At 70.2% G+C, this 17,105-nt stretch carries 10 protein-coding genes; 6 read left to right on the top strand and 4 right to left on the bottom strand.

Annotated elements, in window-relative coordinates; all coding sequences use genetic code 11:
* The first annotated feature begins 119 nt into the window (after nucleotides 1–119).
* Nucleotides 120–3,416, top strand: coding sequence for a WD40 repeat domain-containing serine/threonine protein kinase (locus I5071_RS27970; protein ID WP_236515979.1), 3,297 nt, complete (start codon nucleotides 120–122; stop codon nucleotides 3,414–3,416).
* Between the two features lie 132 nt (nucleotides 3,417–3,548).
* On the opposite strand, the gene I5071_RS27965 is transcribed toward I5071_RS27970, so the two are convergent.
* Together I5071_RS27965 and I5071_RS27960 are read right to left on the bottom strand one after the other, a co-directional pair.
* Nucleotides 3,549–4,454, bottom strand: a complete 906-nt coding sequence (locus tag I5071_RS27965) for a class I fructose-bisphosphate aldolase (protein ID WP_236515976.1) — start codon at nucleotides 4,452–4,454, stop codon at nucleotides 3,549–3,551.
* Between the two features lie 149 nt (nucleotides 4,455–4,603).
* On the bottom strand, nucleotides 4,604–9,043 hold the full coding sequence (locus I5071_RS27960) for a PAS domain S-box protein (RefSeq protein WP_236515974.1): 4,440 nt from the start codon (nucleotides 9,041–9,043) through the stop codon (nucleotides 4,604–4,606).
* Between the two features lie 200 nt (nucleotides 9,044–9,243).
* On the opposite strand from I5071_RS27960, the gene I5071_RS27955 reads away from it, so the two are divergent.
* The 4 genes from I5071_RS27955 to I5071_RS27940 all read left to right on the top strand — a co-directional run bounded on the left by I5071_RS27955 (nucleotide 9,244) and on the right by I5071_RS27940 (nucleotide 12,193).
* Nucleotides 9,244–10,092 carry an oxidoreductase gene (locus tag I5071_RS27955; protein ID WP_419249668.1) on the top strand — a complete coding sequence of 283 codons (849 nt, stop codon included), beginning with the start codon at nucleotides 9,244–9,246 and terminating at the stop codon, nucleotides 10,090–10,092.
* A gap of 267 nt (nucleotides 10,093–10,359) precedes the next feature.
* Nucleotides 10,360–10,761: a GlcG/HbpS family heme-binding protein gene (locus I5071_RS27950; protein WP_419249667.1), complete on the top strand. Its 402-nt coding sequence runs from the start codon at nucleotides 10,360–10,362 to the stop codon at nucleotides 10,759–10,761.
* A 38-nt stretch (nucleotides 10,762–10,799) separates the two neighbouring features.
* Nucleotides 10,800–11,603, top strand: a complete 804-nt coding sequence (locus tag I5071_RS27945; protein ID WP_236515971.1) for an SDR family oxidoreductase — start codon at nucleotides 10,800–10,802, stop codon at nucleotides 11,601–11,603.
* 77 nt (nucleotides 11,604–11,680) lie between these two features.
* The gene (locus I5071_RS27940) at nucleotides 11,681–12,193 is read left to right on the top strand and encodes a nuclear transport factor 2 family protein (protein ID WP_236515968.1); all 513 of its coding nucleotides are present in this window, start codon (nucleotides 11,681–11,683) and stop codon (nucleotides 12,191–12,193) included.
* A gap of 31 nt (nucleotides 12,194–12,224) precedes the next feature.
* Here the strand turns inward: I5071_RS27940 and I5071_RS27935 are convergent, their stop codons facing one another.
* A complete protein-coding gene (locus I5071_RS27935; RefSeq protein ID WP_236515967.1) occupies nucleotides 12,225–13,862 on the bottom strand; it encodes a sigma-54-dependent transcriptional regulator in 1,638 nt (545 codons plus the stop codon).
* Between the two features lie 21 nt (nucleotides 13,863–13,883).
* On the opposite strand from I5071_RS27935, the gene I5071_RS27930 reads away from it, so the two are divergent.
* Entirely contained in the window at nucleotides 13,884–14,657 is a 774-nt protein-coding gene (locus I5071_RS27930; RefSeq protein WP_236515966.1) for a helix-turn-helix domain-containing protein, read from the top strand.
* A gap of 10 nt (nucleotides 14,658–14,667) precedes the next feature.
* Here the strand turns inward: I5071_RS27930 and I5071_RS27925 are convergent, their stop codons facing one another.
* Nucleotides 14,668–17,043, bottom strand: coding sequence for a heavy metal translocating P-type ATPase (locus I5071_RS27925; RefSeq protein ID WP_236607687.1), 2,376 nt, complete (start codon nucleotides 17,041–17,043; stop codon nucleotides 14,668–14,670).
* Nucleotides 17,044–17,105 lie beyond the last annotated feature (62 nt).

The following is a 17,105-nucleotide window of genomic DNA, read 5'->3' as shown; positions in this document are numbered from 1 at the left end:
TCCTCGCCGTGCGTTCGCACGACTCCTCACGGCGCCTTGCGGCTGGACCCGTCTCGATTGCGGTGCTCGGTCCGATTTCACGGCGGACGCTCGTGTCGTGATAGCGTCGAGCGCGATCGATGTCCGATCGCGATCCCGCGCTGGCAGAGACGGTCGCGCCTGATCTCGGGCTCGCGCCGACGATCACGCCGGCCGAGGCGAGCGGGCTCGATGCGGCGGCGGCTCCGTCCGCGGCGCCGCTGCTGCTCGAGCATCCGGGGCGCTATCGCCGCGAGAGCGAGATCGGTCGCGGCGGCATGGGCCGCGTGGTGCTGGTGAGCGATGCGCACCTCGGGCGCGAGGTCGCGATGAAGGAGCTGCTCGCGCACGGGCACGGCGCGGACGCGGCCCACTCGGTCGGCGCGGTCGCGCGCTTCCTGCGCGAGGCGCGTGTCACCGGGCAGCTCGAGCATCCCGGCATCGTCCCGGTGCACGAGCTGGGACGGCGCTCCGACGGGACGCTCTACTACACGATGAAGCGCATCCGCGGGCGCTCGCTCGCGAGCGTGCTGCGCGACGCGAAGACGCGCGACGAGCGGCTCTCGCTGGTCAGCAGCTTCCGCGACGTGTGTCAGGCGATCGCGTACGCGCACTCGCGCGGCGTGGTGCATCGCGATCTGAAGCCCGACAACGTGATGGTCGGCGAGTTCGGCGAGACGCTGGTCGTCGACTGGGGGCTCGCGAAGGTGCGCGGGGAGGGCGATCCACGCGCATCGGAGATCGAGCGTCGGGTGCAGCTGATGCGGGTGCAGGGCGATCCCGACGCCGCGCGCACGATCGACGGTCATGCGATCGGAACGCCCGCGTACATGGCGCCCGAGCAGGCGCGGGGTGACGTCGTCGCGATCGACGAGCGCACCGACGTGTGGGGCCTCGGCGCGATCCTCTTCGAGATCCTCACCGGGCGTCCGCCCTACACCGGATCGAGCGCGCTCGACGTGCTCTCGCGCGTGCTCGAGCAGCCGGTGCCGCGGGTGCGCGAGCTCGAGCCCGATGCGCCGCCCGAGCTCGCGGCGATCGCGGATCGTGCGCTGATGAAGGATCCCTCGTCGCGTTATCCCGGCGCGGGCGAGATCGCGGCGGAGATCGCGGCGTACCAGGACGGCCGCACGGTGCGCGCGTACGAGTACTCGGCGCTCGAGCTGGTGCGGCGCTTCGTGAAGCGACATCGCGCGGCGACGATCGCGACGCTCTCGATCGCGCTCTCGATCGTCGGCGCGTCGATGCTGGTCTATCGCAGCTACCTCTCGGAGCAGCACGCGCGTCGTGCCGCGGAGACGCGGCGCGACGAGGCGATCACCGAGCGCGAGCACGCGGTGCAGAGCGCGCTCGCCGCGGAGATCGCGCTCGCGGAGGCGCTGCTCGAGCGCGCGGAGCGTGCGCTCGCGGACGGAGATCCCGCGGCCGCGGCGATCTACGCGGCCGGTGCGCTCGCCCGCGATCCCACGTCGCGCCAGCACGCGCTGCCGGAGCACGACGTCGCGCGGGCGAGGGAGCGCGTGGTGCGGGCGTTCACGCTCTACCTCGAGGCCGATGCGAGCCGGCAGTACGCGTTCGAGCGGCGGGTCGCGGGCGCGCACGCGCGCGGCGTGCTGTCGACGGATGGGCGCACGATCGCGGTGCCCACCGAGAGCGGCCTGCGCCTCGTCGACGTGGCGAGCGCGACCGAGCGGAGGCTCGAGCTGCGCGCCGAGAGAGTGCGCGCGCTCGACGAGCACGGCATCGCGGTGATCGCGGGCAGCGCGCCCGGCATCTACGACCTGACGAGCGGCACGCGCCTCCGGGAGACGCCGCCGCCGAGCGGTGCGTCGATCGCGGGCGGGCACATCGCGGTCTCGTGCTCGGAGGGCGAGGTGCTGCTCTTCGACGTGGAGGGCGCGCGCGAGATCGATCGCTTCCGCACCACACAGGGCGCGCATGCGCACGCGATCTGGTCGCCGCTCGGCGATCGTCTCGCGATCACCAGGACCGACGCGATGGACGTCGAGCTCTGGCCCTGGCCCCGACAGGGTGAGCCGCTGCGCATCGCGGTGCCCGCCCCGCCGTACCACGCCGCGTTCTCGCCGCGCGGCGATCGTCTCGCGATCCAGATCACCGACGCCGCGCTCGTGGTCGCGACGCTCTCGCCCGCGCTGCAGGTCGCGCAGATCCCGATGCGCGGCTGGGCGACCTCGATCACGTGGGACGCCGCGGGTCTGATCGCGACGGTCGAGGACGGAGATCGCATCGCGCTGCGCGACGCGGAGAGCGGCGCTGCGGTGGACACGCTGCACGTGCCGGCCTCGAGCGGCGGGCGCATCGACGCGGGCGGAGGTCGTCTCGTCTACCTGCCGAGCACGACGAGCAGCACCGAGGGCGCGACGGTGTTCCGTCGCGTGCCGAGCGTGGGGCGCGACGTCGCGCGCCTGCCCAACGCGTCGCGCGATCTCGTCGTCGACGCGCCGCGACGAAGGCTGGTCACGGCGTCGCTGCGCGCGGTGTACACGATCGATCTCGCGCGCTCGCGGCTCGGCGCGATGACGCCCATCGGTCCGGTGCCCGGCGACGTCGGGCTGGTGTCGCGCATCGCGGTCGCGCCCGACGGAGCGATCGGCCTCGTCACGAGCCGCGGCGCGGTGCTGCTCTTCGAGCCCGGCGCGAGCGAGGCGCGGGTGGTGATCGCGCCGCACGCGTCGCGCACCCAGGTCGTGCTCGGCATCGCGTTCGACGCGACCGGCGATCAGCTGCTCGCGGGCACGCCCGAAGGCGGCACGATCCGTCGCTGGATCCGCTCGCGCGAGGCCGAAGGAGAGCCGCTCGAAGGAGGGCACGACGAGCCGGTGGTCGCGATCGCGCTCTCGCCCGACGGAGAGACGATCGCGTCGGGCTCGCTCGACGACACCGTGCGCCTCTGGGACGCGCGCACCGGGCGCGCGGGGCGCGTGCTCGAAGGGCACGAGGACCTCGCGGCCTCGATCGACTTCTCGCCCGACGGATCGCGCGTCGCGACCGCGGACGGGCAGGGCTGGGTGCGCGTCTTCCGCGTGACGAGCGGCGCGCGCGAGTCGGCGTTCCGCGCGCACGAGCGCTGGGTGAACCGGGTGTCGTGGGCGAGCGACGGACGTCACCTCGTCACCGCCGCCGACGACCGCACGGTGCGCGTGAGCACGACCGGCGAGGACGCGCGCGTGCTGCGCGTCGTGCGCACCAGCGCGACGCCGATCTCCGCGGAGCTCGAGCCGAGCGGCACGCACCTCGTCTTCCACGACGGGCGCGACGTGATCCGTCTCGAGGCGCGGCTCGAGGTCGAGCCCGACGATCCCGCGCGCCTGCTCGAAGAGGCCCAGCGTCGCGCGGGCGTGCGCCTCGAAGGGCTCGCGCTGGTCGCCGCCGACTGAATAACGAAAACGCCCCGCGACGGGTGTCGCGGGGCGTCTTCCAAAAATCGGCTCGCCCGCTCCAGGCCCTCCCGTCCGCGTGCTCCGCACGCTCCCGTGCGGGCCCGGCGCAGGCGAGCACTCCAGCTGGGCTCAGCCCTTGAAGATCGCCATCACGTCCTGGAGGAGCTTCACCGCTTCCGGCTCCGGACGCTGGAACGCGTTGCGGCCCATGATCGAGCCGAACGCGCCGCCCGCGTTGAGCTGACGGATCTCCTCGAGCAGGTCCGCCGTCGTCTTCGGCTCACCGCCCGAGAAGATGACGATGCGCTTGCCGTCGAAGCACGACTTCACGACGTGGCGCACGCGATCCGCGAGCGTGTCCTTCGGGATCTTCTCGTAGTACTTGCGGCGATCGTCGCCCTCGATGTGCGCCGTCGGCGGCTTGACCTTCACGACGTGCGCGCCGAGCTGGCAGGCGATGTGCGCGGCGTACGCGATCACGTCGAGGCCGGTCTCGCCCTCCTTGCTCATGTTGCCGCGCGCGTACGACCACATGATCGTCGGCAGGCCCGCCTTGCGCGCCTCGCGCGACATGTCGCGGATCTGCTCGTAGATCTCGTTGCGGCCCGCCGAGCCCGGGTAGATCGTGAAGCCGATCGCCGAGCAGCCGAGGCGCAGCGCGTCCTCCACCGAGCTCGTGAGCGCCGACTGCGGCGACGCGGTCTTCGCGAGCAGGTCGCTGTTGTTGACCTTGAGGATCAGCGGCAGGCGACCGCTGTACTTGTTCGCGACGGCCTCGATGAAGCCGAGCGGCGCCGCGTAGCCGTTGCAGCCCGACTTCACCGCGAGGTGCGCGTGGTACTCGGGGTCGTAGCCCTGCGGGTTCGGCTCGAACGAGCGGCCGGGGCCGTGCTCGAAGCCCTGATCGACCGGCAGGATCACCATCTTGCCGGTGCCCGCGAGCGTGCCGGTGTGCATCAGGCGACGGAGGTTGCCGATCACGCCCGGGTTCTCACCCGCGTAGTTCGAAAGAATCCGCTCGACGACCTCGCTCATCGCTGTGCCTCCCTGTGGTCCCGTTGGAGCGTCGCCCACATAGCACCCGCATCGGGAGCCCACAAACGACGCACCTGGACCGTAGTGTCTCTCGGATGAGTGACGCAATACCCCATTCGGATCGGCTGCTCGGGCTCGCGCCGAGCTCGTCACAAGCTGAGCGCCTCGATCGTGAGGTCTCGCGTGTCCTCGAGCAGCTCGTCGCACATCGACTCGAGCCGCGCGATCAGCTCGGTGCAGCTCTCGACGTCTTCTCGCATCGCCGCGTCCTCGAGCGTCGATGCGAGCGCGCCGGCGACGGTCGAGAACGCCGCGAGGGTGCCGTAGAGCAGGTGCGCAGCTTCTCGGAGCCGCGGCAGGTCGCGATCGGCGAGCGCGGCGCGCGCCTTCGCCACGTGCTCGGGCACGCTCCGCCGGAAGACCTCGCCGAGCTTCTCGAGGATCGCTGCGTCGCCTCCGCACGTGCGCAGGATCGCTCTCGCGTCCAGGAGGCGCGACGGCCGGTGCTTCCGTGGCGTCAGGCTCGCGGTCGCACGATCGATCGCGGTCCACAGCGCCTCGACCTCGATCGGCTTCGAGAGGAAGTCGTCCATGCCCGCGGCGAGCGCCTTCTCGCGATCGCGGTTCGACGAGCGCGCGGTGAGGGCGATGATCGGAAGGTGCTTCTTCGTCCCCTGCTCGTGCTCGCGGATCGCGCGCACCACCCCGAAGCCGTCGAGCTCGGGCATGTGCAGATCGAGGAGCATCACGTCGTACGAGGTGTCGTCTCGGGTGGCGAGCTCGAGGGCAGTGCGACCATCGCCTGCGACCTCGACGAGGTGGCCTCGGCGGCCGAGCAGCTCCTGGAGGAGCGCCACGTTCAGCTCGTTGTCCTCGGCGACGAGGACGCGAGGTGCGCGCGCGCCCGCGACGGTCGACGTCGACGCCGACTCCTTGCCGCGCGTTGCGATCGCGTCTTCGTCGGCCGGCGCGCTCATCACGGCCCAGATCGTCTCGAGCAGCTCCGACTGCTGGAGCGGCTTGAGCAGACACGCGTGGATGCCTGCATCGCGCGAGCGCGACGCGAGGATCGTGCTGTCGTCGGAGCTCAACAGGATGAGGCGGTGGACCGCCGGTCCGAAGCGCTCGCGGATCCGTCCCGCGAGCGTGATGCCGTCGACGTCGGGCATGCGTCCGTCGAGCAGCACGAGTGAGAAGGGCGCTCCGGACTCCTGCGCTCGCTCGAGCGCTTCGAAGGTGGATGCGGCGTCGGCGGTCGCCATCGCGCGCATCCGCCAGGTGGTGAGCCACTCCATCAAGATCTGTCGATTGGTCTCGTTGTCGTCGACGACGAGCACGTCGACGTCCTCGAGCGGGCCCGAGGACAAGAGACCTGCCCAATCGCCTCTCGACGAGCGCGCGAATCGAGCGGTGAATGCGAACGTGCTGCCTCGTCCAGGTGTGCTGTCGACCGTGATCTGACCGCCCATCAGCGCTGCGAGCTGCGCGGAGATGGTCAGTCCGAGCCCCGTGCCGCCGAACCTGCGCGTCGTCGACGCGTCCTCCTGCTCGAAGGCGCGGAAGATGGCGGCGTGCTTCTCGGGCGCGATCCCGATCCCGGTGTCGCGCACCGTGAAGAGCAGCGCGACCGACTCGTCGGTCGGCGCCACGTTCGGGTCGATCGCGACCTCCACGACGACCTCGCCGCGCGCGGTGAATTTCACCGCGTTGCCGATGAGGTTCATCAGCACCTGGCGGAGGCGACCGGCATCGCCGAAGTACGCGTCCGGCACGTCGCGGTGCACGTGCGAGATGAGCTCGAGGCCCTTGCGGTGGGCGCGCACGGCGAGCGCGCGCACGGCGTCTCCGATGGCGGCGCGCAGCGAGAAGTCGGCGTAGTCGAGCGTGAGCTTCCCCGCGGTGATCTTCGAGACGTCGAGCAGGTCGTTGATGACGTGCAGCATGTTTCTCGCGGCCACTTTGACCGTCGAGAGGAGCTGTTTCTGATGGGCCGTCTCCGACGCATCGAGCGCCAGCTCGGTCATTCCGAGAATGGCATTCATCGGAGTACGGATCTCGTGGCTCACGTTCGCGACGAACTCGTCCTTTGCGCGGTTCGCCGACTCCGCCGCTTGCCGCGCATGCTGCAGCTCCTCTTCGATCCGCTTCATCTCGGTGATGTCGAACTGGGTGCCGAGGAGCCGAGTCGGTTTCCCGTGAGCGTCGCGGACGACCCGTGCGCGCGTGAGGAGCCATCCGATCGAGCCGTCTTCGCGACGGGTGCGGAACTCGGACTCCAGATGCCCCGATCCGCTGCTGAGATAGGCCACGGTCTCGGCATACGTGCGCTCGAGGTCGTCGGGGTGAATCGAGTACGCGGTCGCGCTCGCGTAGTCGATGGGGGCCGTCATCGGATCGAATCCGGCCATCTCCCAGGCATTCGCCACCCGGATGGTCGCGCCCTCGAGCGTGCCGTTGGGCAGATCGATCTCGTAGATGCCGGTGTTCGAGCCGACGATCGCGAGCGCGAGGCGCTCGTTCGTCTTGTGCAGATCCTGCTCGAGGTTCTTTCGCTCGGTGATGTCCTGGAGGATCGCGAGGACGCGGGCCGGCGTCCCGGTGTCGCGGAGCATGATCGAGTAGGTGAGGTGGCTCCATCCCAGGGAGCCGTCTCTCCTCAGATATTGCCTCTCGAACGAGTGTTTCTCGACCTCGCCTGCGAGGAGCTGGCGCATGCGCTCGCGGGCGCCTTCGATGTCGCTCGGTAGGAACTCGAGGTAGCTCTGTCCCGCCAGCTCTTCGCGGGAGTACGCCGTCAGCTTGCAGAGCGTGTCGTTGGTCTCGAGGATGCGGCCCTCTGCGTCGAGGAGGAGCATCCCGACCGCGGCGTTCTCGAAGGTCGCGCGGAACCGCTGCTCGCTCTCGCGGAGCGCGTGCTCCATCCGCACGAGATCCGTGATGTCGATGCTGCTGCCCGTGAGCCGGAGGGCCCGCCCGGTCGTCGGGTCACGTCGAGTGACTCCGCGCGCGAGGTGCCAGAGCCGCGAGCCGTCCTTCGCGCGGACCGGGTGCACGTGCTCCCACTCGCGTGCCGTTCCATCCAGGTGTTGCTGCACGTCGCCGATGAACCGGGCCTGATCTTCGGGCGCGATGAGCGCGGCGAGCGCGTCGGCGTACTGACTCGTGTCGTCGTCGGCCGTGTAGCCGAGGATCTCGAAGACGTTCGCGTAGGTCGCACGGGAATTCATGATCGAGCCGTCGGTGAGCTCGAAGTCCCAGGTGCACGCCTTCGAGCCGACGATCGCGAGCTCCAGCCGCTCTCGGTTTCGCCGTGCGTCTTCTTCGGCGACCTTGAGGGCCGTGACGTCGACGCTCGTCCCGATGAAGCGCAGCGGAGTGCCGTCTGCGTCGCGGTGGATGATCCCCCGTCCGAGATTCCAGTGGATCGATCCGTCGTGGTGGCGGACGCGGTACTCGGCCTCGAAGAGCGGCGTCTCGCCGCGGATGCACGCCTCGATGGCGCCCATCACCGGGCCTGCGTCCTCGGGGAGGACGACCATTCCCATGCTCGCCGCGAAATCGATCGGCGCGGGCGGAGCCTCGTAGCCGAGGGACTCCCACACGTTCATGAACGTCGCGCGCGCGTTCTCGAGCCCTCCTCCGTCGAAATCGAACTGCCACACATAGACTCTCGAGAGCCTCGTCGCGACCTCGAGCAACAACGTCGCTCGCTGCTTCTCCTCCTCGGCCTGCTTCAGCGAGGTGACGTCGACGGTGGTCCCGACGAAGCGGACCGGCTTTCCTCCGGGGCCGCGGATGGCGCGACCGCGCGCGAAGCGCCATCGAGGTGGCTCGCCGGGGGCGCCGATCGCTCGATATTCGAACTGCAGCTCGTCGCGCTCTCCTCGCAAGCACTGGTCGACTGCATCGGTCAGCGGCTGCTGGTGCTCCGGAGCGACCGCGGCCTGGACCGCGGACCAATAATCGCGCTCGGGAATCGAGTCGCCGCGACGCCGCGCGTCGGCGACACGACTCTGCATGATCGATTGGCCGTGGAGCTCGAGGTCCCATATCGCCGTGTCGGAGCCGCGGAGCGTGCTCTCGACGCCGACCGTCAGCCTGCGGATCTCCTGCTCGACGAGCTTCCGCGTGGTGATGTCGATCGAGATGGCGCTCAACGTCGACGGCTCGCCCTTCGCGCCGCGACAGATGCTCCCGCGCGCGAGCCGCCAGCGCACGGAGCCATCGGCGAGCGTGAGCTGGTACTCGATCTCGAGCTCCGAGGTCTTCCCGTCGGCGCACGCCTGGATGGCGCGCATGCACTCGGCTTGGTGGGCGGGATCGAGCCCCGGGCACGGCGCCGACAAGAGCGAGCCCGCGCGGGAGTCGACCGCGTGGGTCCAGAGCCCGTGCTCCGACACCTGACGGCAGCTCGCGACCGACTGATCGTGGAAGACGTACTCGCAGAACGAGAGGCCGGCGGCCTGCTTCGCGAGCTGGAGCCGATGCTCGAGCCGCGCCAGGCGCCGTCGGGTGGTGTGAAGGGCTCGGAGGCCGACGAGCGCGACGGTGACGAGCCCGACGAAAACAGCGGGAAGTAAGGCAGACATGGTTGGTGAACGCGCGCGAGCGGAACGCAAACGAGGCGCCAACGGGTCAGTGCTCGCGTCGCGTCCTCCTCGTGGTCGGGGTTCGTCCCCGGTGGCCACACTTTGAGCCAAGGGGCCAGGCTTTGGCCATCGAAGCGATCGGCTGCGCGGCGCCCGCTCGACCGCGGGGGGCGGCACCGTCGTTGCTCTGCGCGGGCGTCATGGCGAGGAACGAGTCGAGGCGAGTGTGGCTCGTCACGGGCGCATCACGCGGCTTCGGCGCGGAGATCGTGAAGGCGGCGCTCGCCGCGGGGGATGCGGTGGTCGCGACGGCGCGCGATGCCAGCGGGATCGAGGAGCGCCTCGGGCCCTCGGAGTCGCTCTGCGCGCTCGCGCTCGACGTGACGAACGAGACCTCGATCGCCCGCGCCGTCGAGGCCGCGATCGCGCGGTTCGGCCGGATCGACGTGCTGGTCAACAATGCGGGCTACGGCCTGATCGGCGCGATCGAGGAGACGCCCGGCGACGACGTCCGCCGCATCTACGAGACGAACGTCTTCGGGCTGCTCGCCGTGACGCGCGCCGTGCTCCCGCACCTGCGCCGACAGCGCGCAGGGCACATCGTCAACTTCTCTTCGCTCGGTGGATATCGGTCGGGCCCTGGCTTCGGCATCTACTGTTCGACGAAGTTCGCGGTCGAGGGGATCTCGGAGGCACTGCACGCCGAGCTCGCGCCGCTCGGCATCGCGGTGACGGTCATCGAGCCCGGCTATTTCCGCACCGAGTTCCTCGAGTCGAAGTCCGTCGTCGAGACGAGCGCGAGCATCGCCGACTACGCAGAGACGGCCGGCAAGGTCCGGAGCGTCGCGAAGTCGGTGAGCCTCAAGCAGCCGGGGGACCCCAGGCGGCTCGCGAGCGCGGTGATCGAGCTGGTCGGCGCAGAGCACCCGCCGCTGCGCCTCCCGCTCGGCAGCGATGCAGTCGCGAGGATCGAGGCGAAGCACGCGTTCGTGGAGAAAGAGCTGGCCGAGTGGCGCGCTCTCGCGACCTCGACCGACTTCCCGAAGTGACGCGCTGCGCCCGAGCGCATCGGGATACCACGAGATAGGCGAGCTCGGCCGAGCGGTCGTCGGATGCGCACGTCGTGAGTGTCAGTCCCGACTGGCGCTCTGGCTCCGTCGTATTCGCGTGATCGCGCGATATCCGATCTCGATGTCGCAATGGCGTTCAACGGACGTCGCGTGTCGGCGCGCATTCTCTCTCTCGCGTCGTCCAGCGCGGATGTCGGGAACGCCGCGGCCGAGACGACTCCCGTCGAACGGAAAGGAACCGTTGCCATGCTCACCATCGCTCAGGCCCGCGCGGTCATCGCCGCGGGCGAGGCCCGCGCCCAGAAGATCGGCGTCCCCGTCAACATCGCGGTCCTCGACGCGGGCGCGCACCTGAAGGCCTTCGGCCGCATGGACGGTGCCGTGCTGGGCGCGATCGAGATCGCGGCCAACAAGGCGCGGACTGCGGTGCTCTTCCAGGCGCCGACCGAAGCGCTGTGGGACTACGCCAAGCCGGGCGGGACCTCTCCGGGCCTCGAGCACAGCAATGGTGGACTGACGATCTTCGCCGGCGGCATTCCGCTGACCGGCGCCGATGGCGCCGTAATCGGCGCAGTGGGCGTCTCCGGTGGATCGGTCGCCCAGGACCTCGACATCGCGAAGGCGGCAGTCGCCGCCCTCTCTCTCTGACCATCTTCAAGACGCTCTCTCGAGAAAAGGAATCGAACATGCCCAAGACGATCCTCATCACCGGCGCCGGCTCGGGGTTCGGCGAAGCCGCGGCGATCGGCATGGCCAAGAACGGCCACGACGTGATCGCGACCGCGCAGATCTCCCCGCAGGTCACGCCTCTGCGCGAGAAGGCGAAGGCGCTCGGTCTCTCGAACCTGCGTGTCGAGAAGCTCGATCTCGCGGATCCCTACGACGTGGCGCACGCGCAGAGCTGGGACGTCGACGTGCTCTGGAACAACGCGGGCATCGGTGAGAGTGGTCCCGTGTTCGAGATCCCGCTCGACCTCGTGCGTCGCAACTACGAGGTCAACGTGTTCCTGCCGCTGGCGCTCACGCAGGGCTTCGTGAGCAAGTGGATCACTGCGAAGAAGCGCGCGAAGGTCGTGTTCACGTCGTCGATGGGCGGGCTCTTCACGCCGGCCAACTGGGGCACCTACGTCTCCACCAAGCACGCGCTGGAGTCGATCGCGGAGGCGATGCAGCAGGAGCTCGCGCCCTACGGGATCAAGGTGCAGACGATCAATCCGGGCGCCTTCTACACCGGCTACAACGAGACGATGGCGGACACGCCGTTCCGCTGGCTCGACGACTCGAAGAACTTCACGAAGCGCGCGAGCCTGCGCGCGGAATTCGACGCGTTCCTCTCGGCGCCCGATGGACACCTCGACGCGCGGGAGATGGTCGAGCGCATGATCGAGATCGTCCCGGCCGACGAGGGCAAGTTCCGGAACGTCGTGCCCCGCGCCGTCGAGGACATGCTCAAGGCGCATCAGATCGCCGCCTGGGAGAACAAGATCTGACGTGCTCGGGGCGGCGGCTCGCGCGCCGTCGCCCCGACCCGTGTCTCTCACTTGTGCCGACTCGAAAGGACGATCGAATGAGACTCTTGCGTCAGATCGTGACCGTCGCGCTCTCGTTGATCGCGCCGACCGCGTCGGCACAGGTCGACGGCCAGTCGCTGCAGCGAGATCGGGCGGCGGTCGAGCGGAGCTTCGCCGCGTGGGCCGCGGGGACGGGAAGTCCTTTCGAGCTGCTCCACGACGACGCGCGCTGGACCATCGTCGGTCGCTCGGCGATCGCGGGGACGTATCCGAGCCGCGAGGCGTTCCTCCGCGACGTGATCGGCCCGTTCAACGCCCGGATGCGCGAGCCGTTGCGGCCCGTCGTTCGTGAGATCTTCGCGGACCGCGACACGATCATCGTGCTCTTCGACGCGAGCGGTGTCGCGCGGGACGGTCGGCCTTATCGCAACACCTACACTTGGTATCTGCGGATGTGGGCCGGGCGGATCGTCGACGTGGTCGCGTTCTTCGACAGCATCGAGCTCGACGAGCTGTGGCACCGCGTGTCGCCGGATCCTGCGTCGTCCTCGCGCCCCCGCAGGCACTGACCGCGTCGCGGAAGAGGTCGCGAGGAGGGGGTCAGTCGTCGTCGGCGGACTCGATGCTGTGACCGACCTGGATGCCCAGCGCGCGGAGCCTCGTGCGCAACGTCTGGCGCGAGATGCCCAGCAGGTGCGCGGCCTCGCGCTGGTTTCCGCGCGTGCGCTCGAGCGCGAGCGTGAGCAGGACGCGGTCGACGCGGCGGTGGATCTCGCCGTACACGTCGTCTCCGCGCGCGTCGAGCGCCGTGATCACGAGCGCGTGGAGGTCGTCGCCCGGGCCGGGCGACGCGCTGGGACTGCGCGGGCTCGCGGCGCGATCCTCGGAGAGCTGAGGAAGGAACGCGGGGAGTAGCACCGATCCCCGGGCCGCGAGGAGCGCCTGTTTGAGCACGCTCTGGAGCTCGCGGATGTTGCCCGGCCACGCGTGGTCGCGCAGGCGAGCGAGCGTGTCGGGCGCGATCTCCGTCACCTCGCGCCCGAGCTCGCGGCCGAAGTGACGGATGTAGTGACGTGCGAGGAGCGGCAGGTCGTCGATTCGCTCGCGCAGCGGTGGCACGTGCACCGTGAACACGCCGAGTCGGTAATAGAGATCGGGGCGGAACAGGCCCTCTGCGGCACGCGCGCGGAGGTCGCGATGGGTCGATGCGATGATCCGCACGTCGGTGCGGATCGTCTCGTTTCCACCGACTCGCTCGAACGACTGCTCTTGCAGGACTCGGAGCAGCTTGGCCTGCAGCGCGAAGGGCATGTCGCCGATCTCGTCGAGCAGGATGGTCCCACCGCTGCATTGCTCGAACTTGCCGATGCGCCGCCGATCCGCGCCGGTGAATGCGCCGCGCTCGTGGCCGAAGAGCTCGCTCTCGAGGAGCGCCTCGGGGATCGCTGCGCAATTGAGCGCCATGAAAGGCGCCTTGGCGCGCGCGCTGTGCTGGTAGATCGCGCGCGCGACGAGCTCTTTTCCCGTGCCGCTCTCGCCGGTGACGAGCACCGTCACGTCCTGCGCGGCGACGCGCCCGATCGCCTTGTAGATGTCGACCATCTCGGGAACGCCGCCGATCATCGCGCCCTCGATCTCCGGCGCCTCGGCGGGATCGCCGAGCACGACCTGTGATCGCATGCGGCGAGCGACGTCGAGCGCCTCGCTCACGGCGCGGCGGAGCCGCGCGAGATCGAGCGGCTTGGTGAGGTAGTCGAAGGCGCCGTGCTTCATCGCTTCGATCGCCGCGTCCGAGCTCTTCGCGGTGGTCACGAAGATCACCGGGATGCGCGCGTCGATCGCCCGGATCCGCTTGTACACGTCGAGCCCCGATCGATCGGGGAGACGCAGATCGAGCAGGACGACGTCCGGGACGCGCGCCTGGACGCGCTCCACTCCTGTCTCGCCGTCCGCAGCGATCTCGACCTCGCAGTCGGGCTCCGGGAAGGTCTGCCGCACCTGCGCCGGAATCAGCGCCGGATCGTCGTCGATGAGGAGAATACGAGGCACGTTGCTCGTGCCCGCGAACGGAGCGCCAATCACTGTTTGACGGGCATCATATCCGCGTGCGCGGACGCCCCGCCAGCCGATGGCGCTCCATGCGGCCGCGTGTTTGCCACCGTGGCCAACTCCTGCTCCGGCTGAGAGCGCGCCGATCTCGCGGTTTCGATGGGAATGCGCGCGATCTGCGCGCGGCACGGAGCGTGAGATGGCGGGCGCATGCTCGAGACCGTCTCGACTCCGAGGAGCCCACTCGACATCGCGCCCGAGGGTCGATGGACGCGCGTCGACACCGGCGCTGCGCTCGTCGATCACCTGGCGCTCGTGACCGCATCGGAGCGGTGCTTCCGGTTCGTGTGGCCGGGCCGCATCGTCGTGCAGGCGCTCTCCGCCGGCGTGACCTGGACCACGCGATCGACCAGCGTCGCGCTCGCCGCCGGCGACGCGGTGCTCGCGGGACCGCTCGCGTCGCACGTACGGATCGACGCGCGCGCGGGCGCGTCCCTCCGGGTCGCGTTCGAGCATGCAGCGAGCGACGCGCCGCTGCGCGGTGGATCGAGCGCGCCGCGGCTGGTGCGCGGGGTGGACGCGGCGATCGAGCCCGAGGACCTGCTCGAGCTCGTGACGCGCGCCGCGGGCTCGGAGGACGAGCCGCGGTCGCTCGTGCCCGAGGTCGTGGCGCATGCGTGCGAGTACATCGAGCACAACCTCGACGAGGACTTCGATCTCGCGCAGCTGGCGGGGGCGGTCGGCGTCGCGCGCTGTCAGCTCTGCCGCGTCTTCCAGCGCGCGCTCGGGCTCTCACCGCTCCGGTTCCGCACGCACCTCCGGATCGCGCGGGTGCGCGCGCTGCTCGCTGCGGGGCGCGACTGCACGAGCGCGGCGCACGCCGCGGGCTTCTGCGATCAGAGCCACCTCACGCGCTGCTTCAAGGACATCACCGGCACCACGCCCAGCGCGTACGCGCGCGCGTGCCGGCGTGCAGCGGCGTGATGCAACGTGCTCAGATCGAGACCCGGCGGAGCCGCAGCGCGTTCGCGATCACCGACACGCTGGAGAGCGACATCGCGGCGCTCGCGATCATCGGGTCGAGCAGCCAACCGGAGAGCGGGTAGAGCACGCCGGCGGCGAGCGGCACGCCGAGCGCGTTGTAGACGAACGCGAAGAACAGATTCCCGCGGATGTTGCGCATCGTCGCGCGCGAGAGAGCGCGCGCTCGCGCGATGCCGCGGAGGTCGCCCTTCACCAGCGTGACGCCGGCGCTCTCCATCGCGACGTCGGTGCCGGTGCCCATCGCGATGCCGACCTCGGCCTTCGCGAGCGCGGGCGCGTCGTTCACGCCGTCACCGGCCATCGCGACGACATGACCCTCGCGCTGCCACTTCGCGACGATCGCGCTCTTGTCCTGCGGCAGCACTTCGGCCTCGACGTCGGCGATGTGCAGCGTGCGCGCGACGGCGTCGGCGGTGCCGCGCGCGTCGCCGGTGACCATCACGACGCGGAGCCCTTCGTGGCGCAGCATCTCGAGCGCCTCGGGCGTCGAGGCCTTGATCGGATCGGCCACCGCGACGAGGCCGACGGCGCGGCCGTCGATCGCCACGAACATCACCGTCTGGCCCTCGGCGCGCAGAGCGCTCGCGCGCTCGCGCAGCGCGCCGCCGTTCGCGCCCACGTCGTCGAGCATCGCGGCGTTGCCGACCGCGACCTCAGCGTCGCCGACGCGGCCGCGCGCGCCCTTGCCCGAGATCGACTGGAACGTCTCCGACGCGCGCACGTCGATGCCGCGCTCGCGCGCGCCCGCGACGATCGCCGCAGCCAACGGGTGCTCACTGTGCACCTCGATCGCGGCCACGCGCGCGAGCATCTCGCGCTCGTCGACGTCGACGGCCTCGACGGTCACGAGCTTCGGCTTGCCCTCGGTCAGGGTGCCCGTCTTGTCGACGAGGAGCACGTCGACCTTGGAGAGCACCTCGAGCGCCTCGGCGTTCTTGATCAGCACGCCCGCGGTCGCGCCGCGCCCGGTGCCGACCATGATCGACATCGGTGTCGCCAGTCCGAGCGCGCACGGGCACGCGATGATCAGCACCGCCACCGCGTTCACCAGCGCGTACGTGAAGCGCGGCTCCGGCCCGACGAGCAGCCACACCACGAACGTCGCGATCGCGATCACGATCACGAGCGGCACGAACCACGCAGAGACCTGATCGGCGAGCCGATGGATCGGCGCGCGGCTGCGCTGCGCCTCGCCGACCATCCGGACGATCTGGGCGAGCAGCGTCTCGGCGCCCACGCGCTCCGCTTCGATCACCAGCGCGCCGGTGCCGTTGATCGTTCCGCCGGTCACCTTCGCACCGGCCTGCTTCTCGACCGGCAGCGGCTCGCCGCTGATCATCGACTCGTCGACCGCGGAGCGACCCTCCACGACGTGACCGTCGCAGGGCACGCGCTCGCCCGGGCGCACCCGCAGGCGATCACCGACGATCACCGACTCGAGCGGCACGTCGTGCTCGGTCCCGTCGGGCTCGATGCGCCGCGCGGTCTTCGGCGCGAGGCCGAGCAGCGCCTTGATCGCGCCGCTCGTGCGACTGCGCGCGCGGAGCTCGAGCACCTGACCGAGCAGCACCAGCGTGGTGATCACGCCCGCCGCCTCGAAGTACACGGCCGGCATCCCGCCGTGGCTCACGTACTCCGGCGGGAAGACATCGGGGGCGACGAACGCGAGCACCAGCGCGATCGTCGAGTAGAGCCACGCGACGCCGATCCCCAACGCGATCAGCGTGAACATGTTGAGGCTGCGGTTCACCACCGAGAGCCAGCCGCGATGGAAGAACGGCGCGCCGCCCCAGAGCACGACCGGCGTCGCGAGCACGAGCTGCACGATCGCGAGCAGTCGCGGCGACACCGCGTGCTGCAGCGGCTGCCCCGGGATCAGGTCCGACATCGCGATGAGCAGCAGCGGCACCGAGAGCGCCGTCGAGACCCAGAAGCGCCGCGACATGTCGGCGAGCTCGGGGTTCTCGTCGCTCGTCTCCGCGGAGATCGTGCGCAGCTCGAGCGCCATGCCGCAGATCGGACACGAGCCCGGCGCGTCGCGGACGATCTCGGGGTGCATCGGGCACGTCCAGGTCTCGCTCGCAGTCTTCGCCACCGGCGGCTTCGCGGCGTGCCCGTGATCGTGCGCCGCGTGGGCCGGAGCGGACGCGGTCAGGTATCGATTCGGTGCGGCGACGAACTTCTCGCGGCAGCTCGCGCTGCAGAAGACGTGCTCGCGACCTTCGTGCGATGCGCGATGTTTCGCGGTCTTCGGGTCGACCTCCATCCCGCACACGGGATCGCGCTCCTTCGACGCGACCGGATGGCCATGCGTGTGCTCCTGCATCGTTCTCCTCCACCGGTGCCGACGCACAGTCCGCGCCGTCATTACACGCTTCGTACACACGG

Origin of the sequence: Sandaracinus amylolyticus, from assembly GCF_021631985.1 — a bacterium.
Taxonomy (GTDB): Bacteria; Myxococcota_A; Polyangia; order Polyangiales; family Sandaracinaceae; genus Sandaracinus; species Sandaracinus amylolyticus_A.
This window is presented reverse-complemented; position numbering and strand designations above follow the sequence as displayed.